The following is a 22,059-nucleotide window of genomic DNA, read 5'->3' as shown; positions in this document are numbered from 1 at the left end:
CGCATATCGCGGCGCCGCGCCCGGGAAACCGGGCGCGGCTCTGTGCTTTCTCCGACATAAAACACTCTCCGTGTGTTTATCTTCACTTTGTGCAGCCGGCCAACGGGCCTACTGAGCAGGAGGGCATCCGCATGAGAGTCGTCTACCGCATCCTCGCCTACGTCATCGCCGTCGAGGTCGCGCTCCAAGCCGCGTTCATGGCCTACGCCATCGCCGGCCTCTACATCTGGGTCCAGGACGGCGGCGTCCTCGACTCGGCCGTCCTGGAGAGCGAGGAGGTGCCCTTCGACGAGGGCATCGGCTTCATGCTCCACGGCATCAACGGCATGATGGTCATCCCGGCCCTCGCCCTGCTCCTGTTGATCGTCTCGTTCTTCGCGAAGATCAAGGGCGGCGTCCGCTTCGCGGTCATCCTGCTCCTGTGGGTCGCCCTGCAGGTCTTCCTCGGGATCTTCGGCCACGAAGCCGCGATCTTCGGCCTCCTCCACGGCATCGTCGCGTTCGCGGTCTACGGGACCGCGTTCATGGCCGGCTTCCGAGCGAAGCGGCCCGCCTCGGAGCCCGCGGTCGGGAATGCGCCTCAGTAGACGCGCGAAGACGTTCGTCGCGGTGGCCGCCGCCGTCGCGGTCATCGCGCCCGTCGCCTGGTTCTGGCAGGCCAGCCTGGTGCCCGACGCCTACTCGGTCGCGGACATGGGCCGCCACGACCACGGCGGCCGGGCGCCCGGCGGCGCCGCGTCCACGGTCCCGGTCGACGAGCTCACCGTCCCGGGCGACCGCGAAGCGGACGTGCGCCTCACGCTCACCGCCGCGCAAGGGCGCTTCACGCTCGCGTCCGGCCGGGAGCTCGACGGCTACACCCTGAACGGCTCCTCGCCGGGCCCTGCGATCCGCGCGGTCCAGGGCCAGCTCGTCGAAGTGACCCTCGAGAACGCGAGCGTCCCCGACGGCGTCACCCTCCACTGGCACGGCGTCGACGTGCCGGGCGCCATGGACGGCGCCGCGGGCGTCACCCAGGACGCCGTCGGCGTCGGCGAGTCGTTCGTCTACCGGTTCGTCGCCGACCAGGCCGGCACCTTCTGGTACCACTCGCACCAGGTCTCCCACGAGCAGGTCCTCGGCGGCCTCCTCGGCCCCCTCGTCATCACCCCGGCCGCCGGTGCCGGCGCGGACGTGGACGCGCTCGCGCTCGCCCACCTCTACGGCGGCAAGCGCACCGTGAACGGCCGCGACGGCGAGGACCGGGTGGCGGCCGAACCGGGCGACACGGTCCGCGTCCGCGTGGTGAACACCGACTTCGGCGTGATGCCGGTCTGGGTCGACGGCGCGCCGTTCCACGTCGCCGCCGTCGACGGCACCGACCTGCACGGCCCCGAGGCGATCGAAGGGGTGGCCGTCGAAGTGGCCGCCGGCGGGCGGAGCGACCTCGTGTTCACCGTGCCCGAGAGCGGCGCCGTGCGCGTCAACCTCAGCGGGGCGGCCCTGCTCGTGGGCGAGGGCGGCGTCGCGGCCTCCGAGCCGCCGGGCGACGTCCTCGATCTGCTCCACTATGGAACGAAGGCTCCCGTCGGGCTCGACCTCGCGACCGCGGACCGCGAGTTCGCGTTCGGCATCGGGCGCCGTCCGGGATTCCTCGACGGCAAGCCCGGATTCTGGTGGACCGTCAACGGCGCCATGGCTCCCGACGTGCCGATGTTCACCGTGGCCTACGGCGACGTCGTGCGGATGCGCATCGCGAACGACAGCGGCGAGGCCCATCCGATGCACCTGCACGGCCACCACGCGGTGGTGCTCTCGCGCGACGGCGTCGCCGCGACCGGGAGCCCCTGGTGGGTCGACTCACTCGAGGTGCGCGACGGCGAGGAGTTCGAGATCGCGTTCGTCGCGGACAACCCCGGGATCTGGATGGACCACTGCCACAACCTCCCGCACGCCGCCGAGGGCCTGGTAGCGCACCTGGTCTACGAGGGGGTCGGCGCGCCGTTCCTCATCGGCGGGCCCGCCGGGAACCATCCGGAATGAGGCGCGGCGGGGGAGCGGCGCTCCAGGCGGGGTGAAGGCGGGCGGTGCACGGGGCGAGGCGGCGAGAAGGCGAAAGGGCGGGCCGGGGATCCCCGGCCCGCCCATGCACTCGCCGGTGGCGGGTCGGCGGGTCAGACGCCGCCGGCCAGGAGCTTGGTGAGGGTCGTGTCCATGTCGACGTAGCCGGATTCGCGGCCGCGCGGCACCAGGCTGTAGGCCCGGCGGAGGAAGCGCTGCACGACGCCGCGGTTGATCTCGAAGAGCGCGTTCCCGTCGGGCGACGAGAGGGCCAGTGCGACCGATTCGCCCCGCGGGGTGGTCCAGGGCCACACCCGGACGTCGCCGATCCCTGTGGGCTCTTCCAGGCCCTTCGCGAGCAGCTCCCGCGAGAAGGACCAGGCCACCTGGTCGGCGTCCGTGCCGTCGGGGTGGAACATGACGCAGACGGCGTAGGGATCGTCCGGGTCGTAGCGCAGGCTCGCGCGCACACTCACCGTCGCGAAATCGGGTGCGACGAGCCGCATGGTGGTGCCGATATCGACGGTCGCCGATCGTGCCATGCTCATAGCGTTACCCCCCAGTGTGCGACCGGCTCACCCCGAAGCCGGTCGTCATTCCAATCCGCCGCCGCACCGGAGGTCCGGAACTTCGGCCGCGAACAAGTCGTGATTCAGGTCTATCATTCAAGCCGTTGCGTCGTACGATGATCGGCAAGACCGAGACCGGCGCGTTCCCCTGATAAGGGGGCAAATTCCGACAAAAGACCACGGTCAATCATCGCTCTATGTCGTAATTACAACAACGTCCTTCACTCTTTAGCGGTACTATTCCCGACCGCCAGTCCGCGTAGTCGCAAATCGGCGTTACGACTCGGTTGCGAAGTCCGGAAAATATGGGCGTGAATCGGGCGGCCCGGCGGTGATAGCGTTTGACCGACGTTCTCGGACTCCTTGGAAGGGGCGAACCATGGGCCAGGGCCAATGGACCGAAGTCGACGCGTTCCTCTCGTCGCTGCTCGTCGGCGAGGACCAGGCCCTCGCCGAGGCCACCGCCGCGGCCCAGCGGGCCGGCCTGCCCCCGATCTCGGTGTCGGCCGCCCAGGGAAAGCTCCTGTACCTGCTCGCGAAGACGCTCGGCGCGAAGCGCGTGCTGGAGATCGGCACGCTCGGCGGCTACAGCGCGATCTGGATGGCGCGCGCCCTGCCCAAGGACGGCCACCTCGTCAGCCTCGAGTACAGCCCCCGCCACGCCGAGGTCGCGAGCGGCAACATCGCCCGCGCCGGGCTCGTGGGGATCGTCGAGATCCGCGTGGGAGCAGCCGCCGAGAGCCTGCCGAAGCTGGCCGCCGAGGGCGGCGAGCCGTTCGACATGGTCTTCATCGACGCCGACAAGGGCGGCTACCCCGACTACCTCGACTGGTCGCTGCAGCTGACCCGGCCCGGCGGACTCATCGTGGCCGACAACGTGGTGCGCGGCGGAGCCGTGGCCGACGGGCTCAGCCGCGACCCCAACGTGCAAGGCGTGCGGTCCTATCTGGAGAAGGTCGCGGCCGACCCGCGGCTGGAGGGGACCGTCATGCAGACCGTGGGCGTCAAGGGCTACGACGGCCTCTCCATCGCCCGCGTCCTCGACTGACCGGCCGGGCGCTCACCGGCGCTGGTAGTCCGCGAAGCGCTCCAGCACCAGCCCGATCAGGCGGGTCATGAGCCGCCTCGGGCGGCGCGGCAGCAGATGCGCCTCCGGCCAGTTCTTCCAGTCCGGCACCACGTAGCCCTTGTCGCGGTCGAGCGCCCGCAGCGACTGCCGCACGATCGCCTCCGGGTCGGCCAGCAGCCAGCCCAGGCGCCGCTCGTCGTACTTGATGCCGTTGGCTATCGGGAAGTCCGTGTCCACCGGCCCCGGGCACACCGCCAGCACCCGCACGCCCGTGCCCTTCGTCTCCACCCACAGCCCCAGGCTGTAGTTCACGACGAACGCCTTCGTGGCCGCGTACAGCGCCATGTACGGCTGCGGCTGGAAGCCCGCCATCGACGCCACGTTCACCACCGCACCCGAACCGCGCCCCACCATCCCCGGCAGGAACCGCTGCACCAGGTCGGCGACCGCCACCACGTTCACCATCGCCACATCGCGGTTGTAGTCCGCGCCGATCTCCGCGTCCCGGCCGAACGTGCCGATACCCGCGTTGTTCACCAGCACCTCGACCGCGATCCCCGCGCCCGACACGGCCTCCGCGATCCGCTCGGCCGCGCCCGGCGCCGCCAGGTCCTGCACCGCCACCCGCGCCTGCACGCCGTGCGCCGCGCGCAGCTCGGCCGCCAGCGCCTCCAGCTTCGCCTCCGACCTCGCCACGAGGACCACGTGGTGGCCGCGCGCCGCCAGCTGCCGCGCGAAGGCCGCACCGAGCCCCGCGGAAGCGCCCGTGACCAGCGCCCACGTTCCCTCGCCCATACCGGTCCCTCTCACGCGTAAGAAAAAACAGGATCCCAGCCTAGGCACCCGCCGAGCGGCGCACGCGAGGCAGCGGCGGCAGCGTTCGCGATGCGAGGGGTAGGCTTTCCCCTACCATGTCGACACCGGCCAATCCCATCACGCGGCGACTGGCCCTCCCAGGCTGGTCGGTCCTGCGCTTCAGCCTCACGCTCATCGCAGCGGCGCTCCTCGCCGCCGCCATAGTCACCGGTGTATTCGTCATCTTCTGGATCGGCATCCCCGTCGCCGTCGCGGTCCTCCTCGCCATCCGCGTCTGGGCCAACGCGCAGCGCCGCATCATCGGCGAGCAGCTCGGCGTCGCCATCCCCGCCCCCTACCGGCCGCGCCCCAAGGCCCGGCTCGACCAGCAGGCCCTGTGGCTCATCCGCGAGCCCGCCACCTGGCGCGACTTCGCGTGGCTCGCCATCGACGCGACCCTCGGGTTCCTCGTGAACCTGCTCTACCTCGGCGTCTTCAGCGTCGCCGTCTACTACCTCGTGCAGCCGTTCCTGCTCGTCACGGTCTTCCACTCCGCGCAGACCCCGTTCGTCAACGACTTCGGCTTCTACGACTTCGACACGCCCGCCAAGACCCTCATGCTCGTGCCGTTCGCCCTCGCCTGCGGCGTCGCCTGGTGGCGCTGGGGCGAGCTGCTGCTGCGCTGGTACTCGCACCTCGGGGTGCTGCTGCTCGGCCCCACCGCGAACGCCCTGCTCACCGAGCGGGTCACCGAGCTGCGCCACGCCCGCGACCAGACCGCCGGCCACGCCGCCGCCGAGCTGCGGCGGATAGAACGAGACCTCCACGACGGCGCGCAGGCCCGCATCGCCGCCCTCAGCCTGACCCTCGGCATGGCCGAGGAACTGCTCTCGAACGACCGGCCCAAGCAGGCCGCCGCGCTCGTCGGCGAAGCCCGCCAGGCCTGCTCCGACGCGCTCGAGGAGATCCGGCAGCTGGTGCGCGGCATCCACCCGCCGGTGCTCGCGGACCGGGGCTTCACCGGCGCACTGCAGGCGATGGCGCTCGACCACCCGCTCCCGGTGTCCGTTGTGGACCGACTGGTCGGCAAGCTGCCGCCGCCCCTGGAGGCCGCCGCGTACTTCGCGACGAACGAGATCCTCACCAACATCACGAAGCACGCCCAGGCCTCCCAAGTGCAGATCATCGTCCACCGCGAACACGACCAAGTGGTCATCGAGGTCCGCGACGACGGCATCGGCGGTGCGAGCTTCTCCCCGGGCGGCGGACTCGACGGCGTTCGCAGCCGCCTCGCCGCCTTCGACGGCACCGTCGAGGTCGACAGCCCCGAAGGCGGCCCCACCGTCGTCACCATGACCATCCCCGCCGCCGCGGTCGACCTCGGCATTGCCCATAATGCGGCCAGTGCCCACCCGTTCTGATCGGACCGGCCTGAGGCCGTAGCGAAGCGGGCGGCACACCGGTGCCATGCCGCATGGCACCCGCAGACAGGCAGGGCCTTCGCCGGAGACGGCGACCGGCCTGGCCGAGACCACTAGGAGTGCAAGATGGACGTCGTCCTCGCCGAAGACCACTCGCTCCTGCGCGACGGCCTGACCCGCCTGCTCGAGGCCTACGACTTCACCGTGGTCGAGGCGGTCGACAACGGCCCCGCGCTCACCGCCGCCCTCCTCAAGCACCGGCCCGACGTCGCCGTCGTCGACATCCGCCTCCCCCCGACCTTCACCGACGAGGGCCTGCGCGCCGCCATCGAGGCCCGCCGCCACATCCCGGCCCTGCCGATCCTCGTGCTCTCCCAGTACGTCGAGCAGCTCTACGCCCGCGAACTCCTCGGCGACCGCCGCGGCGGCGTCGGCTACCTCCTCAAAGACCGCGTCTCCAACGTCGCCGAGTTCATCGAGGCCCTGCGCCGCGTCGCCGCCGGCGGCACCGCCATGGACCCCGAAGTCGTCGCCCGCCTCCTCGGCAAGCAGCAGAACCGCCTCGACGCCCTCACCCCCCGCGAACTCGAAGTCCTCGGCCTCATGGCCGAAGGCCGCACCAACGCCGCCATCGCCGCCAGCCTCTTCATCACCGAGAAGGCCGTCGGCAAGCACTCGGCGAACGTCTTCCGCAAACTCGGCCTCGGCCAGTCCGAGGACGACAACCGCCGCGTCCTCGCCGTCCTCGCCTACCTCGAAGGCAACTGACCCGGCGGCACCGCCCTTCCGGGACCGGCCGCGCCCTCGAGGGGCCTACGCCCCCTGCGACGCGGGGCATCATCGGCCCGAAAAGCACCCATCCGCCCCACTGCGCACGAACCCGCTCGAGACGACGATTGCAGAGTCGGACGAATCGAAAGCGAGGCCGAGCGATGGCCACCATCACCCAGACAGGCCCCACCCCGGCCCAGGCCGGACCCAAACCCGTCCACGGCGAGGTACGCGACGCCGGACGCCAGTCCCTCGTCTACCTCTTCCTCCTCGTGCCGATGGCCGCGCTCGCCGCCGCCGTCCCCTTCGCGTGGACCACGGGCCTCCTCAGCTGGACCGACATCGCCCTCAGCGTCGGCTTCTACCTCCTCACCCTCCACGGCATCACCGTCGGCTTCCACCGCCTCTTCACCCACGGCTCCTTCAAACCGAACCGGCCCGTGAAGATCGCGCTGGCGATCCTCGGCAGCATGTCGGTGCAAGGCCCGCTCATCACCTGGGTCGCCGACCACCGCCGCCACCACGCGTTCTCCGACAAAGAGGGCGACCCGCACTCGCCGTGGATCTACGGCACCTCCGCGCTGGCCCTGAGCAAGGGCTTCTGGCACGCGCACATGGGCTGGATGTTCCAGCCGCGCAACACCACCAACGAGGAGCGCTTCGCGCCGGACCTGCGCCGCGACCCGGACCTCGTCATGGTCGACAAGCTGTTCTGGGTGTGGACGGTGGCGACGTTCTTCCTGCCGGCCGTGCTCGGCGGACTCATCACGATGTCCTGGACTGGCGCGCTGACGGCGTTCTTCTGGGCGAGCCTGGTCCGCGTCTCGGCCCTGCACCACGCCACGTGGTCGACGAACTCGATCTGCCACATGATCGGCGAGCGGCCCTTCAAGAGCCGCGACAAGGCCGCGAACTTCTGGCCGCTCGCGCTGCTCTCGGGCGGCGAGTCCTGGCACAACTCCCACCACGCCGACCAGACCTGGGCCCGCCACGGTGTCAAACGCGGACAGATCGACACCTCCGCCCGGATCATCTGGCTCCTCGAGCGGGCCGGATGGGCCAAGGACGTCAAGTGGCCGACTCCCGAACGGGTCGCGAAACTCACCGCCGACTAGCGTTCCCGCAGGTCGCACCCGCGTGATCATTCCGGTCAGGATTCGAGAAGCGGGTGTCGGACCCTCCCTCTAGAGTGGCGTTCATGAGCAAAGCCGTGAACCACTCCGACAGGCACGACGCCGACAGCCACGACCTGATCCGCGTCCTCGGCGCCCGTGAGAACAACCTCAAGGACGTCAGCGTCGAGCTCCCCAAGCGCCGCCTGACCGTGTTCACCGGCGTCTCCGGCTCGGGCAAGAGCTCCCTCGTGTTCAGCACGATCGCGGCCGAGTCGCAGCGGCTCATCAACGAGACGTACTCGACCTTCGTGCAGGGTTTCATGCCCTCCATGGGCCGGCCCGAGGTCGACCGCCTCGAAGGGCTCACGACCGCGATCATCGTCAACCAGGAGCGGATGGGCGCCAACCCCCGCTCCACCGTCGGCACCGCCACCGACGCCAACGCCATGCTGCGCATCCTGTTCAGCAGGCTCGGCACTCCGCACATCGGCTCGCCCAACGCCTACTCGTTCAACGTCCCCTCGGTGACGAGCAGCGGCGCGATCACCGTCGAGCGCGGCGACAAGACCATCGCCAAGAAGGCCACCTTCAACCAGCTCGGCGGCATGTGCCCGCGCTGCGAGGGCATGGGCCGCGTCAACGACTTCGACATGACCGCGCTCTACGACGACGCCCTCTCGCTCAACGAGGGCGCGATCAAAGCCCCCGGTTACAGCATGGACGGCTGGTACGGCCGCGTCTTCGCCGGCGCGGGCCTGCCCATGGACAAGCCGATCGGGAAGTTCACCAAGAAGGAGCTCCACACCCTCCTCTACCAGGAGCCCACCAAGGTCAAGGTCGAAGGCGTCAACCTCACCTACGAAGGCCTGATCCCCAAGATCCAGAAGTCGGTGCTCTCCAAGGACATCGACGCGCTCCAGCCGCACGTCCGCGCGTTCGTGGAGCGGGCCGTGGTCTTCCAGACCTGCCCCGACTGCGAGGGCACCCGCCTCGCCCCCGAGGCGCGCTCCTCCAAGATCAAGGGCAAGAACATCGCCGACCTGTGTGCGATGCAAATCAACGACCTGCGCGAATGGGTGCGCGAACTCGACGAGCCGACCGTGGCGCCCCTCCTCGCGGGCCTCCAGCACCTGCTCGACTCCTTCACCGACATCGGCCTGGGCTACCTCTCGCTCGAGCGGCCCACCGGCACCCTCTCCGGCGGCGAGTCGCAGCGCACCAAGATGATCCGCCACCTCGGCTCCTCCCTCACCGACGTCACCTACGTCTTCGACGAGCCCACGATCGGCCTCCACCCGCACGACATCCAGCGGATGAACGACCTGCTGATCCAGTTGCGGGACAAGGGCAACACCGTGCTCGTGGTCGAGCACAAGCCCGAGGCGATCGCCATCGCCGACCACGTGGTCGACCTCGGCCCCGGCGCGGGCACCGGCGGCGGCACTATCTGCTACGAGGGCACCGTCGACGGGCTCCGCAAGAGCGACACCGTGACCGGCCGCCACCTCGACGACCGCGTCCACCTCAAGGACGACGTGCGCAAGCCCACCGGGCAGCTGGAGGTGCGCGGCGCGTCCACGCACAACCTCCAGGACGTCGACGTCGACATCCCCGAAGGCGTCCTCACCGTCGTCACCGGCGTCGCCGGCTCCGGCAAGAGCTCCCTCATCCACGGGTCCGTGTCGCCGCGCGAGGGCGTGGTCACGATCGACCAGAGCGCCATCCGCGGTTCGCGGCGCAGCAACCCGGCCACCTACACCGGCCTGCTCGACCCCATCCGCAAGGCGTTCGCGAAGGCCAACGGCGTGAAGCCGGCCCTGTTCAGCGCCAACTCCGAAGGCGCCTGCCCCACCTGCAAGGGCGCCGGCGTCATCTACACCGACCTCGGCATCATGGACACCGTCGAGTCCACCTGCGAGGAATGCGGCGGGAAGCGGTTCCAGGCGGCCGTGCTCGAATACCGCTTGGGCGGCAAGGACATCAGCGAAGTCCTCTCGATGCCCGTGGCCGAAGCGGAGGCGTTCTTCGGCGCCGGCGAGGCCAAGACCCCCGCCGCGCACAAGATCCTCGACCGCCTCGCCGACGTCGGCCTCGGCTACCTCACCCTCGGGCAGCCGCTCACCACCCTCTCCGGCGGCGAGCGCCAGCGCCTCAAGCTCGCCACCCACATGGGGGAGAAGGGCGGCGTGCTCGTCCTCGACGAGCCGACCACCGGCCTCCACCTCGCGGACGTCGACAACCTGCTGGGCCTGCTCGACCGGCTCGTGGACTCGGGCAAGACCGTGATCGTCATCGAGCACCACCAGGCCGTGATGGCCCACGCCGACTGGATCATCGACCTCGGCCCCGGCGCGGGCCACGACGGCGGCAAGATCGTCTTCGAAGGCACCCCCGCCGACCTGGTCGCCGACCGCTCGACGCTGACGGCCGAGCACCTCGCGGACTACGTCGGAGCCTGAACGGCCCCAGCCGTACTGCACGGAGCGCCCGCGGACTCGCGGGCGCTCCGTTCGGGTGCGCGGCCCCGGATCGGTCCGCGCCGAGCGTCGCTCCTGGCCGCTCCCTGCTCGCGGTGGCACAATATTGCTCGTGACCAGCCGACCCATCCCCGAACAGCGCCTGCGCGACCTCGCGCTCCTGCGCCGCGTGCGCGACCGCATCGACCGCGAGTACACCGAACCGCTCAACGTCGAAGCCCTCGCGCACGGCGTCCACATGTCGGCCGGGCACCTCAGCCGCGAGTTCAAAGCCGCCTACGGCGAATCGGTGTACTCCTACCTCATGACGCGGCGCATCGAACGCGCGATGGCGCTGCTGCGCATCGGCGAGCTGAGCGTGACCGAGGTGTGCTTCGCGGTCGGCTCGTCCTCGCTCGGCACGTTCAGCACGCGCTTCACCGAGCTGGTCGGCATGCCCCCGAGCGTCTACAAGGAGAAGGCCGCCGACGCGACCGAGGGCATCCCCGCGTGCGTCTCGAAGCAGATCAGCAGACCGATCAGGAATCGAGAAGCACCCGCGAGCCGCAAGAAATAGAGTTGCCGGCATGGACATCAACATTTACCAGGCATATCTGCCGCAGAACGACCCTGAGGCCGCGCTCGAGTTCTACCGCGACGTGCTCGGCTTCGAAGTCCGCAACGACGTCGGCTACGAGGGCATGCGGTGGATCACCGTCGGACCCGAAGGGCAGCCGGACGTCTCCATCGTCCTGCACCCGCCGGCCGCCGACCCGGGCATCACGGACGAGGAGCGGGCGACCATCGCCGAGATGATGGCCAAGGGCACGTACGCCTCCATCAACCTCTCCACCAAGAACCTCGACGAGGTCTTCGCGAAGCTCCAGGAGACCGCCGAGGTCGTCCAGGAGCCCACCGACCAGCCGTACGGCATCCGCGACTGCGCCTTCCGCGACCCGGCGGGCAACATGGTCCGCATCAAGCAGCAGTAGACGATCGACCACGCCCGGCCGGACCACCGGCCGGGCGTTCGCTCGTTCCACCGGGCTCGAACGCCGCCGCCGCGGGGCCGGCGGACCGTGATGGGATGTCCGCATGCCCACCGCCCCTTCGGACCCAGACCGCGAATCGCGGCTGCGCCGACTCGCCGCCGACCTCGCCGAACCCGTCGCGGCCGAGTTCGACCCCGCCACGGATGCGTGGACCTACACGTGGACCGACGGGCCGACCGCCGAGCATGTGCGCCGAGCCGCCGAGGCAGCCGAACCCGAAGCCGCCCTAGGGCTCCGGTACCGGCGCCGGTACTCGGAGAGCACCATCGCCCTCGGCGCGGTCCGCCTGGCCGTCGCGACCTCGGCCGAGGACGCCTTGCGGCGACCGGAGATCACCCCTGCCGCCGTCGAAGCGCTCTGGCGGGACGTGCCCCGCCCCCGCCCCGCGACGGATCGCGAGCGGTACCTCGCCTACGGAGTGGTCTACGAGGTCCACGACGCCCACCGCCGCAACCAGGCCTCGGCCCGGGAGATCTGCGAGCAGGTGGCGCTGTGCGGCCTCGCGCCGCTCCTGCGCCGCATCGGCTCGCCGCTGACCCCCGTCGAGGCGCTGACCGCCCACTACGCCCCCACGCACGCGCACCCCGCCTGGCACTACCGGCTCGCACCCATGAGCGCGGTCGCGGCCTTCGAAGCGGTCCGCCGCGACCCGGACGCGACCCGCGAGCGCATCGAGGCCGCCCTCACCCTGCTCCCCGAACTGCCCGACGCGTACGCCGCCGCGGGCGCCCGCCTCCGCAGCCGCCTCGGCCGCGCCCGCGATTGACGGTGTGACCGACACCACCGCACTTCACTGACAAAGGATGTCAGTAGACCCTCCGCACAATGCCCTCCATGACCATCACCGCCCACGCCCCGCAACCCGGCACCGCACCGCCCCGCCCCGGCCGCGCCGAACGGCTCCTCCTGCCCGCCACCTTCATCACCAGCCTCGGCAACGGCATCCAGCTCGTCGCCTCCGCCGTCCTCGTCTTCACCACCGGGCAGAGCGCGCTGGCCGTCGGCTGGCTCTTCATCGCCGTCTCGATCCCGCCCGCACTGCTCTCCCTCTGGTTCGGCACCATCGCCGACCGCTTCGACCGCCGGACCCTCTGCCTCATCGCCGACCTCGCCAGTGCCGCCGCCGCGCTCGTCCTGCCGGCCTGGATGCTCGCGGGAGGCGACCCCGGGCCCGTCGCCTACGGCACCGCGTTCGCCCTCGCCCTCCTCGCCGCCATGTTCATGCCCGCGAGCAACGCCCTCGTCAAGGAACGCGTCCACCCCGCCCGGGTCGCCCGGTTCAGCGCCCACTACGAGATGGCGCTGCAGATCGGCACCCTCCTGGCCGCCTCCATCGGCGGGTTCCTCATCCACTTCGTCGGCACCACACCGCTGTTCGTGTTCAACGGGGCGACGTTCCTGGCCTCGGCCGCGGTCTTCTGGGCCCTGCGCCGCGCTCCCCGCGTTCACGCGGCCGCCGAGACCGCCGACGAACCGAAGCGCGTGCACGGCGCGCCCCTGCTGCGCCTCGGCTTCCTCTACGCGGTCTGCCAGGTCATGACGATGGTCAGCAACACCACCCTGATCGTGCTGGTCTACGTGGGCTTCGGGCGCGGCGCGGGCGTCTACGGACTCGTCGACGCGCTGGCGGGGCTCGGGTTCTGCGTCGCTGCGGCCTTGTACCCCAGAGTGAGCGGGCGGTTCGGAGAGCTTCGGACGGCGGTGGCCGGGGGGATCGGGTGCGCGCTGTGCTCGTTCGTGTTCCCGATCCACCTGGCTGCGCTGCTGATCTGCATCCCGCCCGCGGCGCTCCTGATCGGGCTGTCGCGGGTCGGGCTGCGGTCGCTGCTGCTGGCGGCGGTGCCCGAGGCGCGGGCCGGCCGCGTGTTCGGCGCGGTCAACGCGGTCGGCCTGGGCCTTTCGGCGGGCATGACCGTAGTGGTGGCGTGGGTGGCCGACACGACCCACATCCGGTACGGGTTCTATGTGCTCGGCGCGGTCTGCGCGGTGGCGTTCGCCGCGACGGCGCTCACCATGCGCGCCGAGGTCAGGCGTGCAGGGCGGCCGCTTCGAGCGCGCGCTGCCGCATGAGGGTGCGCAGGGACTCGGGTTCGAGCACTTCGAGGCCGCCGAGGCGCAGGAACTCGCCGGCGGCGTGGGCGTGGGTCTCGATCGGGACGGTGGCGACGGTCCACCCGTCCTCGTCCACAGTGCCCTGGCCGATGGCCGCGGCCGAGTCCGCGTCGAGGTTGTCCGGGGCCTTCGCGACCGCCTCTGGCGAGCACCGCACCAGGGCCTCGCCCCGGTAGCGGCGGGCGTCGAAGTCCTCGAGCTGGCGCGACCACCACGCCGCGAGGTCGAAGCCCTCGGGGCGCTCGAACGTCTGCTCGGTCTTCCTGGCCGCCAGCAGGTTCGTGACCTTGTACATCCGGGGCCGACCGGATTCGGCCGTACCCGTCGCAGTCGTGGCGACCAGGTACCACTGGCCGCTCTTGAGCACCAGACCGAGCGGGCACAGCTCGCGCTCGACCTCCTTCGGCTCCGCCCAGCGCGAGTACGTGACGTGCAGGCGCCGCCGCTCCCAGGCGGCGTTCGCGACCAGTGCCAGGAACGGCACGGGCTCGGCGCGGCGGAACCAGCCCACGACGTCGAGGTGGAACAGCCGCCGGGCCTCCTCGGCGCGCTCCCGCTGGGCCGGCGGCATCGCGGCGGAGAGTTTGAGCTCGAGCGCGGCGAGCTCGGTCTGGAGCCCCAGGTCCGTGGCCGCGGCAGGCACGCCGGAGAGCGCCAGCGCCTCGGCCTCGCCTTCGGTGAGGCCGGTGAGCTTCGTGCGGTACCCGGCGAGGAGCCGGTAGCCGCCCGCGTGGCCGCTCTCGCCGTAGATCGGGATGCCCGCGGCGGCAAGCGCTTCGGCGTCCCGGTAGACCGTGCGGATCGAGACGCCGAGCTCCTTCGCCAGGCGCTCGGCGGTCATGCCGCCGTGCTGTTGCAGCAGGAGCAGCATCGAGACGAGACGACCGGCGCGCATCGCCCCAGTATCCCCGCGATGCGCGGGTTCGCTGTGGCGGTGGGGCATCTGGTCGGAAGGGCGTCCGGGTGGAATCCCGGTGCCGCGGCCCTGAACGAGTACTGGAGCCGTCTCGCCCGGCTGTGGCATCATCGGCTGATGCTGCGACTCACTGATTTCATCATCGACTGCCCGGACACGATGGCGCTCGCCGGCTTCTACGCCGAGGTGACCGGCCGGCCCGTCAAGGACGGCAGCGACGCCGACTGGGCGGGCATCACCTTCGGGGAGATCGAGCTGGCCTTCCAGCGCGTGGACGAGTACCGCGCGCCGACCTGGCCGAGCGCCGAGCACCCCAAGCAGTACCACCTCGACTTCGAGGTGGACGACATCGAGGCCGAGCAGGACCGCCTCCTCGCACTCGGTGCGACGCTGCAGCGGGACAACGTGGGGGCCGAAGGGTACGGCTTCCGGGTCTACACCGACCCGATCGGGCACCCGTTCTGCCTGTGCCGCAACAAGGGCGTGGTCTGGAACGGCGACGAGCCGGTGTGGCCCTCCAAGAGCTAGCCGCGATCCGCGCGCACGAGCCGCCCACGGCGGTCCGTGCGCGCGGTGCCGTGCGGGCCCAGGACCGCACCGGCTCGGCGGGCCGCCGGGCCGCCCGGCACGGCTTGAACCGGACGGCCGCCCCGAACCCGGCGGATACAGGCCGGGACGCCCGCGGCACAGCGAGACGGGTGTGCAGTACACATGTTTGATTCGTGCCGGGCTGGGAAAACGCACTGGTATGAAAGCCAAGGAGCACGAGTCCGAGCGTCCGTCCGCGACCATGCCTCGCGACATCGACGACGGGGTCAGCTGGTTCGACCGGTTCGCCACGAGGGCGTCCGAGTTCGCCGCCCGTGCGCCGTTCTTCTCGATGTGCATCCTGGTGGTGCTGCTCTGGGCGCCGTCGATCGTCTGGCTCGACATGAGCACGTGGCAGCTGATCATCAACACCACGACCACGATCATCACGTTCCTGATGGTCGCCCTGCTGCAGAACACCGAGTCGCGCAACGACGCGGCCCTGCAGCACAAGCTCAACGCCATCGCCAGCGGCCTCGCCGACGTCTTGCAGCAGCTCTCGGACGCATCGGGCGACCCCGACCTCGAGGAGCGCCGCAAGGAGCTGCGCCGCGCGGTGGGGCTCGAGGACGACGAGAGCGCGTGACCTGGGAGCAGGAGGGCCGACCGCGCCGGCGGCCGGGAACCGCGAGGGTCCCCGGCCGCGCATCGGTCAGTACTTCGACGCGGCGTTGAGCGCGGCGTCGAAGTGGGCCAGGGCGGCCTCGATGTTCGGTTCGGGCTGAGGGTCGCCCAAGGCCTTGTGGAATGCCTGGACGCCGGCGGCGAGCTCCTTGCCGAACGTGTCGAGGCGCTGCTGCGTCCCGGGGTCCTCGAAGAACTTGCCGGCCTTCGCGTCGAACCAGCCGACGTGGTCGAGCTCGGCCCGGTACTTGCCGGTCGCCTTCGCGGCGTCCCAGAAGTAGCCGACGGACGCCTCGCGCATCGCCTTGGCCGCCTTGGGGTCCTGCTCGAGGCGGGACTGGGCGAGCAGCGTGAAGCCCTTGCCGAAGGACTCGTTGAACTGCTCGAAGACGACCGGGTCGACGAAGTCGTCCCAGATGTCGATGGCCAGGAGGCACTCAGGGCAGCCGCCGGGAGGCCAGCCCTCGGGCTCGAGGATGGGGATCTCCCACGTGTAGCAGTCCTCCGGGAGCCCCATGTACGGGCAGATCGTGAAGACCGGGCCCGCCTGGGCCGGAGCGGGGACGAAGAGGACCGCGGACACGGCGAGCGCGACCGCGAGCAGGAGACGTTGGACGATGCGGCGCATGGGCACTCCTCGGGAAGGGTGGGTACCGCCCCAGTATGGGATCGCCCTCCGTCACCAGGGGTACGCGGCGCGAGACGGCAGTGTCCTAACGGGACGGCATCCCGGTTCGACGCCCTTTGCCGCACCGCACCGGCCCGAGATTGGCACACGATGTGCCACCGTTCGGCCGCCTGCTCAGGTGGTGCAGCCGCGGTGCCGGTGGTAGGCGGCCGGGCGTCCGTCGCGCTGGGCGGCCCGGTACAGGCCGGTGCGCAGCTCGCCCTCCCAGTACTCCGCCGAAGGCATCGCGAGCGCGCGGGTGACGGCCAGCTCGGCCTCGACGTCGTAGGGGACGCGCACGAACTGCACGGAGAACGGTGCCGGCGCCGTACCGCCGTAGACGCCTTCGAGGATCACGTATGAGGGCACCGGGTCGCCGAGGCAGTTGCCGACGCTCCCGACGTTGACGAGCGTGCGGCCGAGGTCGTTCTCCAGGTACGGGTCGTGGATGTCGCCGTAGGCCACCACCTCCGGCGCCGGTCCGTTCCCCGTGGCCTCGGTGTTGGCGAACATGCCGAGGAACTCGGCCTCGTCGTGGTCGCAGAACACGCGGTGGAAGACGCTCTTCGCCGACGCATGGAAGATCCGGATGTGCTTGCCGCTCATACGGAAGTCGTGGCTGAACGGCAGGTCCCACAGCCACTTGCGCCTTGATTCGCCGAGCCGGTCGTGCCACCAGTCGAACGGGTCGCCCTCGGGCACCCGGTCGGGGGCGCACATCATGGCCTCCCAGTTGCCCTGGACGTGGACCTCGCAGCGCTCGCGGGAGAGGTCGACGCATTCGGCGCCGCGCGGGCCCTTGCCGATCGTGTCGCCGAGGTTGAAGACCCTCGTGACGCCGCGCCAGGCGAGGTCGTCCAGGACCGCCTGGAACGCGGTCAGGTTGCCGTGGATGTCCGAGACCAGCGCGATGCGGTCGGGGGAGGAGGCCATGCCCGCAAGTCTGCCATCGCGCCCGGAATCGCAGGAAACCCTTTTCCAGTGGCAGGGTGCCGCGAAGGTGAACGGAGGGTCTGCGCAAATCGGACATCGATGGGCCCCCGGTAACAACCCTGGCACAGGGGTCCGACACGGTTCGCGGTCAATCCTTCGCATGGCGTTCCAGGAACTGGTAGACCTCGGTCTCGTCCACGCCGGGGAAGGAGCCGATGGGCATGGCGGCGAGCTGGGAGCTGGCGGCGCGGGCGGTGGGCCAAGCCTGGCCCGACCAGGCGTCGGCGAGGGCCCGGGGCGGGTTGCGGCAGCAGTCCGGGTCCGGGCACTTGGAGACCGAGCGGGCCTTGGTCTCCTTGCCGCGGAACCACTTCGCGGACTCGTACGGGACGCCGATGCTCAGCGAGAAGAGGCCGTCGGCGCTGCGCTCGGTGCGGGCGGTGCACCAGTAGGTGCCCGTCGCGGTGTCCGTGTACTGGTTGAAGGCGTTGAACTTGTCCGGCACGTCGAAGACCTGGCGGCTCGTCCAGTAGCGGCAGATCGGCTGCCCCTCGATGGCGCCGGTCGGGTCGGCCGGGAACGCCACGTCGTCGTTCTCGTAGGCCTTGAAGATGATCCCGGACTTGTGGACCTTCTGGAAGTGGGTCCGAATCCCCAGGTGGTGGGTGGCGAGATTGGTGAACCGGTGCGCCGCCGCCTCGTAGGACACCGCGAAGTTGTCGCGCAGGTCCTCGACCGCGATCTCCTTGCCCGTCATGGACTGGCGCAGGAACGCCACGGCGCTCGACTCGGGGATGAGCAGCGCCGCCGCCAGGTAGTTCGTGGCCACGCGCTGGCCCAGGAACTCCAGGTAGGTGCGCGGGACGTCGTGCTGCAGCACATGGCTCGCGAGGGCCTGGAGCAGCACGGTGCGCGGGTCGTGGGAGCCGGTGCCGACCTGGGTGAGGTAGATCCGGCGGTGCTTGAGGTCGGTGACCGAGCGGGTGGAGTGCGGCAGGTCGTCCACGTGGTGCAGCGTGAACCGCAGGTAGGCGGCGAGGTCGGCGATCTGGTGCTGCGAGAGCGGCCCGCCGGCGTAGTCGACCCCGGCGAGGAGGGTCCTGGCCTCGGCCTCGATGTCGCCGAAGTAGTTGTCCTTGTCCCGCATGCGCCGGCGCAGCTCCGTATTGGCCCTCCGGGCCTCTTCCGGTGTGGCAGTGTGGAGGTTGACCTGGCGCTCGACCTCCCTGTGGAGGCCCACGAGCGCTTCGAGGATCTCGGTGGGGGTGCGCCCTGAGGGCTTCACGTTCGGCAGTCCGAGCGCCTGGTACTGGGCGCTCCGCTGGGCGCGCTCGAGCGCGATCTCCAGCGCGACGCGGCGGTTGGGCGGCTCCGCGCCGAGCAGTTCGTCGGAGGAGACGCCGAGGGCCCGGGCCAGTGCCCGCAGCATCGAGAGCTTCGGCTCCTTCTTGCCGTTCTCGATGAGGGAGAGCTGCGAGGCGGCGGAACCGACGGCCGCGCCCAGGTCGTCGAGGCTCATCTCGCGCTGTTTGCGCAGGTGGCGGATCTGCTTGCCGAGGCTGATGAGATCGACTGTCGCGTCGTCCGCGGCCAGTTCGGCGGCCTCGCCCGCGCCCCAGGGGCGGCGGGCGGCGCCCGGATCGGCGGAAACGCCGTTCTTCGCGGCGGCGCGAGCGCCCTGGGGGCGCGGGGAGGGGGGCGGGTTACCGCTGCCACCGCCGCTGCTCTGGGCGGGGGCCCCGCCGGGGCCGGAGGCGTTCGGAGGCAGGTTCGTCATTTCCCCAGTATTGCGAAGAACTGACGATCTTTCCACCGCAAACCGCTACTCAGGCGTGGACACGAATGAAAGATTGTTGTTACCTGCAAGTAATGGCCGCTGCTGCGGCCCCGAATGCTCGGAGCCGACGATGAACGACACGAACCGCGACCGCGAAGCGAACTTCGACCTCGCCGCCGAACGGCTGGCCCAGGAGTGGGCCGCCGACCCGCGCTGGGCCCGCACCGTCCGCGACTACACCGCCGCCGACGTGGTCCGCCTCCGCGGCCGCGTCACCGAAGAGCACACCCTCGCCCGCCGCGGCGCCGAGAACCTCTGGTCCCGGCTCACCGAGGACGCCGCCACCGGCGGGTACACCCACGCGCTCGGCGCGATGACCGGCGGCCAGGCCGTCGAGCAGGTCAAGGCCGGCCTCCACGCGATCTACCTCTCCGGCTGGCAGGTCGCCGCCGACGCGAACCTCGCCGCCCAGACCTACCCCGACCAGTCGCTCTACCCGGCCAACTCCGTCCCGCAGGTGGTGCGCCGCATCAACAACGCGCTCATGCGCGCCGACCAGATCGAGGCCTCCGAAGGCATCCAGAGCGTCGAGGACTGGCTCGTGCCCATCGTGGCCGACGCCGAAGCCGGCTTCGGCGGCCCGCTCAACGCCTTCGAGCTCATGAAGTCCATGATCGGGGCGGGTGCGGCGGCCGTGCACTGGGAGGACCAGCTCGCCTCCGAGAAGAAGTGCGGCCACCTCGGCGGGAAGGTCCTCATCCCGACCTCGCAGCATGTGCGGACGCTCAACGCCGCCCGGCTCGCCGCCGACGTCGAGAACGTCCCGACGCTCATCATCGCCCGCACCGACGCCGAGGCCGCCACCCTCCTCACCTCCGACGTGGACGAGCGGGACCACCGGTTCCTCACCGGCGACCGCACTCCCGAGGGGTACTACCGGGTGCGCGGCGGCATCGAATCGTGCATCGCCCGCGCCGTCTCGTACGCGCCCTACGCGGACCTCCTGTGGATGGAGACCGGCACACCGGACCTCGACGCCGCCCGCACGTTCGCCGAAGCCGTCAAGGCCGAGCACCCCGAGCAGATGCTCGCCTACAACTGCTCGCCGTCCTTCAACTGGAAGCGCCACCTGGACGACGACACCATCGCCAAGTTCCAGCGCGAACTCGGCTCCATGGGCTTCACCTTCCAGTTCATCACGCTGGCGGGCTTCCACGCCCTCAACCACTCCATGTTCGACCTCGCCCACGGCTACGCCCGCGACGGCATGACCGCCTACGTGGACCTGCAGGAGCGCGAGTTCGACGCCGAGGCGCGCGGGTACACCGCCACCAAGCACCAGCGGGAGGTCGGCACCGGCTACTTCGACCGCGTGACCGCCGCCCTCAACCCCCAAAGTGAGACGCTCGCGCTCGCGGGCTCCACCGAGGCGGGACAATTCCACTAGCTGCCCTGCGACCAGTCCGCTGCGTCGAGCCGGCCCGCGCCGGCTCCCGCACTGCCACATGAGGAGGACCACGTGGTCACCACAACCGAGACTCGTGACGACACGGGCATCGCGGTCAACGGGCCCGCCGTCGACCGCCAGGACGAGATCCTGACCCCGGAGGCGCTGACGTTCATCGCCGCCCTCCACCGGGCCTTCGCGCCCCGCAGACAGGAGCTGCTGCAACTGCGCCAGCAGCGCCGCATCAAGATCGGCAACGGCGTCGACCCCGCCTTCCTGGCGGAGACCCGCGACGTGCGCGACGACTTCTCCTGGAGCGTCGCCACCCTCGCCCCGGGCCTGGAGGACCGCCGCGTCGAGATCACCGGCCCCTGCGACCGGAAGATGACGATCAACGCCCTCAACTCGGGCGCCAAATGCTGGATGGCCGACCTCGAGGACTCCTCGACGCCCAACTGGCACAACGTCATCGACTCCCAGGTGAACCTGCGTGACGCGATAGAACGGCGCATCGACTTCACCAGCCCGCAGGGCAAGGAGTACCGGCTCAAGGGCCAGGCGCTCACCGACCTGCCCACGATCATCGTGCGGCCGCGCGGCTGGCACCTCGCCGAACTGCACGTGCGGGTCGACGGCGTCCCCGTCGCCGGCTCCCTCGTGGACTTCGGCCTGTACTTCTTCCACAATGCGCACCGGCTCATCGAACTCGGCCGCGGCCCGTACTTCTACCTGCCGAAACTCGAATCGCACCTCGAGGCGCGGCTGTGGAACGACGTGTTCGTCATGGCCCAGGACCTCCTCGGCGTGCCGCAGGGGACCATCCGCGCCACGGTGCTCATCGAGACGATCACCGCCGCGTTCGAGATGGAGGAGATCCTGTACGAACTGCGCCACCACTCCTCCGGGCTCAACGCCGGGCGCTGGGACTACATCTTCTCGGTCATCAAGAACTTCCGCGAGCGCGGGCCGCGCTTCGTGCTGCCCGACCGGGACCAGGTGACCATGACCGCGCCGTTCATGCGCGCCTACACCGAGCTGCTCGTGCGCACCTGCCACCGGCGCAGCGCCTCCGCGATCGGCGGCATGGCCGCGTTCATCCCCAGCCGCAAGGACGCCGAGGCGAACGCGGTCGCGCTGGAGAAGGTGCGGGCCGACAAGAACCGCGAGGCCGACGACGGCTTCGACGGCTCCTGGGTGGCCCACCCCGACCTGGTGCCCGTGGCCATGGCGGTCTTCGACGAGACCCTCGGCGGCCTGCCGAACCAGATCGACAAGCAGCGCGAGGACGTGGTGCCGAACGCGGCGGCCCTGCTCGACGTGGCCGCCACGCCCGGCGAGATCACCGAGGCCGGCATCCGCAAGAACATCGAGGTCGGCGTCCGGTACATCGAGTCGTGGCTGCGCGGCATCGGCGCGGCGGCGATCAACAACCTCATGGAGGACGCCGCGACCGCCGAGATCTCGCGCTCGCAGATCTGGCAGTGGATCAACGCCGGGTCCGTGACGGGCGACGGCCGGACGGTGTCGCGCGGCTGGGTCGAGCGGATGCTCAAGGACGAGTTCGAGCGCATGGAGCGCTTCGAGGGCGACCGCTTCGACGACGCGCTCTCGGTCTTCACCGAATGCGCGCTGGGGGAGGCGTACCCGACGTTCCTGACCATTCCCGCCTACACGAGGTTCCTCGCCAACGGCGGCTGAGCACCGCAC

21 protein-coding genes are annotated in these 22,059 nt (G+C 70.5%); 15 read left to right on the top strand and 6 right to left on the bottom strand.

Annotated features, from left to right (window positions below):
* Window positions 1-131 precede the first annotated feature (131 nt).
* Window positions 132-587: a hypothetical protein gene (locus QWI33_RS01095; protein WP_289954038.1), complete on the top strand. Its 456-nt coding sequence runs from the start codon at window positions 132-134 to the stop codon at window positions 585-587.
* Window positions 574-2,022 (top strand): multicopper oxidase family protein, encoded by a 1,449-nt coding sequence (locus tag QWI33_RS01090; protein WP_289954037.1) that lies wholly within the window; start codon window positions 574-576, stop codon window positions 2,020-2,022. The genes QWI33_RS01095 and QWI33_RS01090 overlap by 14 nt, the downstream gene beginning before the upstream one ends.
* Before the next feature lie 131 nt (window positions 2,023-2,153).
* Here QWI33_RS01090 and QWI33_RS01085 read toward each other — a convergent pair whose 3' ends face one another.
* A complete protein-coding gene (locus QWI33_RS01085) occupies window positions 2,154-2,588 on the bottom strand; it encodes an SsgA family sporulation/cell division regulator (protein WP_091043033.1) in 435 nt (144 codons plus the stop codon).
* A gap of 400 nt (window positions 2,589-2,988) precedes the next feature.
* Between QWI33_RS01085 and QWI33_RS01080 the strand changes: the two genes are divergently transcribed.
* Window positions 2,989-3,657, top strand: coding sequence for an O-methyltransferase (locus tag QWI33_RS01080; protein ID WP_289954031.1), 669 nt, complete (start codon window positions 2,989-2,991; stop codon window positions 3,655-3,657).
* Between the two features lie 12 nt (window positions 3,658-3,669).
* On the opposite strand, the gene QWI33_RS01075 is transcribed toward QWI33_RS01080, so the two are convergent.
* Window positions 3,670-4,473: an SDR family NAD(P)-dependent oxidoreductase gene (locus tag QWI33_RS01075; RefSeq protein WP_289954030.1), complete on the bottom strand. Its 804-nt coding sequence runs from the start codon at window positions 4,471-4,473 to the stop codon at window positions 3,670-3,672.
* A 116-nt stretch (window positions 4,474-4,589) separates the two neighbouring features.
* Between QWI33_RS01075 and QWI33_RS01070 the strand changes: the two genes are divergently transcribed.
* The 8 genes from QWI33_RS01070 to QWI33_RS01035 all read left to right on the top strand — a co-directional run bounded on the left by QWI33_RS01070 (window position 4,590) and on the right by QWI33_RS01035 (window position 13,358).
* Window positions 4,590-5,894, top strand: coding sequence for a sensor histidine kinase (locus QWI33_RS01070; protein WP_289954028.1), 1,305 nt, complete (start codon window positions 4,590-4,592; stop codon window positions 5,892-5,894).
* Between the two features lie 126 nt (window positions 5,895-6,020).
* Entirely contained in the window at window positions 6,021-6,662 is a 642-nt protein-coding gene (locus QWI33_RS01065) for a LuxR C-terminal-related transcriptional regulator (protein WP_289954026.1), read from the top strand.
* A gap of 164 nt (window positions 6,663-6,826) precedes the next feature.
* On the top strand, window positions 6,827-7,780 hold the full coding sequence (locus QWI33_RS01060) for an acyl-CoA desaturase (RefSeq protein ID WP_289954024.1): 954 nt from the start codon (window positions 6,827-6,829) through the stop codon (window positions 7,778-7,780).
* Window positions 7,781-7,863: 83 nt separating this feature from the next.
* A complete protein-coding gene (locus QWI33_RS01055; RefSeq protein ID WP_289954022.1) occupies window positions 7,864-10,239 on the top strand; it encodes an excinuclease ABC subunit UvrA in 2,376 nt (791 codons plus the stop codon).
* Window positions 10,240-10,369: 130 nt separating this feature from the next.
* Entirely contained in the window at window positions 10,370-10,813 is a 444-nt protein-coding gene (locus QWI33_RS01050) for a helix-turn-helix transcriptional regulator (protein ID WP_289954021.1), read from the top strand.
* A 10-nt stretch (window positions 10,814-10,823) separates the two neighbouring features.
* A complete protein-coding gene (locus tag QWI33_RS01045) occupies window positions 10,824-11,228 on the top strand; it encodes a VOC family protein (RefSeq protein WP_270114048.1) in 405 nt (134 codons plus the stop codon).
* A 103-nt stretch (window positions 11,229-11,331) separates the two neighbouring features.
* Window positions 11,332-12,054 carry a hypothetical protein gene (locus QWI33_RS01040; protein ID WP_289954013.1) on the top strand — a complete coding sequence of 241 codons (723 nt, stop codon included), beginning with the start codon at window positions 11,332-11,334 and terminating at the stop codon, window positions 12,052-12,054.
* A 68-nt stretch (window positions 12,055-12,122) separates the two neighbouring features.
* Window positions 12,123-13,358: an MFS transporter gene (locus QWI33_RS01035; RefSeq protein ID WP_289954011.1), complete on the top strand. Its 1,236-nt coding sequence runs from the start codon at window positions 12,123-12,125 to the stop codon at window positions 13,356-13,358.
* Here QWI33_RS01035 and QWI33_RS01030 read toward each other — a convergent pair.
* Window positions 13,315-14,295, bottom strand: a complete 981-nt coding sequence (locus QWI33_RS01030; RefSeq protein ID WP_289954009.1) for a helix-turn-helix transcriptional regulator — start codon at window positions 14,293-14,295, stop codon at window positions 13,315-13,317. The genes QWI33_RS01035 and QWI33_RS01030 overlap by 44 nt on opposite strands.
* A 138-nt stretch (window positions 14,296-14,433) precedes the next feature.
* Between QWI33_RS01030 and QWI33_RS01025 the strand changes: the two genes are divergently transcribed.
* Both QWI33_RS01025 and QWI33_RS01020 read left to right on the top strand, forming a co-directional pair.
* Window positions 14,434-14,844, top strand: coding sequence for a VOC family protein (locus tag QWI33_RS01025; RefSeq protein ID WP_289954006.1), 411 nt, complete (start codon window positions 14,434-14,436; stop codon window positions 14,842-14,844).
* 220 nt (window positions 14,845-15,064) lie between these two features.
* Window positions 15,065-15,490, top strand: a complete 426-nt coding sequence (locus tag QWI33_RS01020) for a low affinity iron permease family protein (RefSeq protein WP_289954005.1) — start codon at window positions 15,065-15,067, stop codon at window positions 15,488-15,490.
* A gap of 66 nt (window positions 15,491-15,556) precedes the next feature.
* Here the strand turns inward: QWI33_RS01020 and QWI33_RS01015 are convergent, their stop codons facing one another.
* The 3 genes from QWI33_RS01015 to QWI33_RS01005 all read right to left on the bottom strand — a co-directional run bounded on the left by QWI33_RS01015 (window position 15,557) and on the right by QWI33_RS01005 (window position 18,905).
* On the bottom strand, window positions 15,557-16,156 hold the full coding sequence (locus tag QWI33_RS01015) for a hypothetical protein (RefSeq protein WP_289954003.1): 600 nt from the start codon (window positions 16,154-16,156) through the stop codon (window positions 15,557-15,559).
* Window positions 16,157-16,330: 174 nt separating this feature from the next.
* Window positions 16,331-17,128 carry a metallophosphoesterase family protein gene (locus QWI33_RS01010; protein ID WP_289954000.1) on the bottom strand — a complete coding sequence of 266 codons (798 nt, stop codon included), beginning with the start codon at window positions 17,126-17,128 and terminating at the stop codon, window positions 16,331-16,333.
* Window positions 17,129-17,276: 148 nt separating this feature from the next.
* The gene (locus QWI33_RS01005) at window positions 17,277-18,905 is read right to left on the bottom strand and encodes a helix-turn-helix transcriptional regulator (RefSeq protein ID WP_289953998.1); all 1,629 of its coding nucleotides are present in this window, start codon (window positions 18,903-18,905) and stop codon (window positions 17,277-17,279) included.
* 130 nt (window positions 18,906-19,035) lie between these two features.
* Between QWI33_RS01005 and aceA the strand changes: the two genes are divergently transcribed.
* Window positions 19,036-20,352: an isocitrate lyase gene (aceA, locus tag QWI33_RS01000; RefSeq protein WP_289953996.1), complete on the top strand. Its 1,317-nt coding sequence runs from the start codon at window positions 19,036-19,038 to the stop codon at window positions 20,350-20,352.
* 108 nt (window positions 20,353-20,460) lie between these two features.
* On the top strand, window positions 20,461-22,050 hold the full coding sequence (gene aceB, locus QWI33_RS00995; protein ID WP_435367552.1) for a malate synthase A: 1,590 nt from the start codon (window positions 20,461-20,463) through the stop codon (window positions 22,048-22,050).
* Window positions 22,051-22,059: the final 9 nt, after the last annotated feature.

This window comes from Glycomyces tritici, from assembly GCF_030403505.1.
The sequence above is the reverse complement of the archived record's forward strand: the minus strand, read 5'-3'. Positions and strand labels throughout refer to the sequence as shown.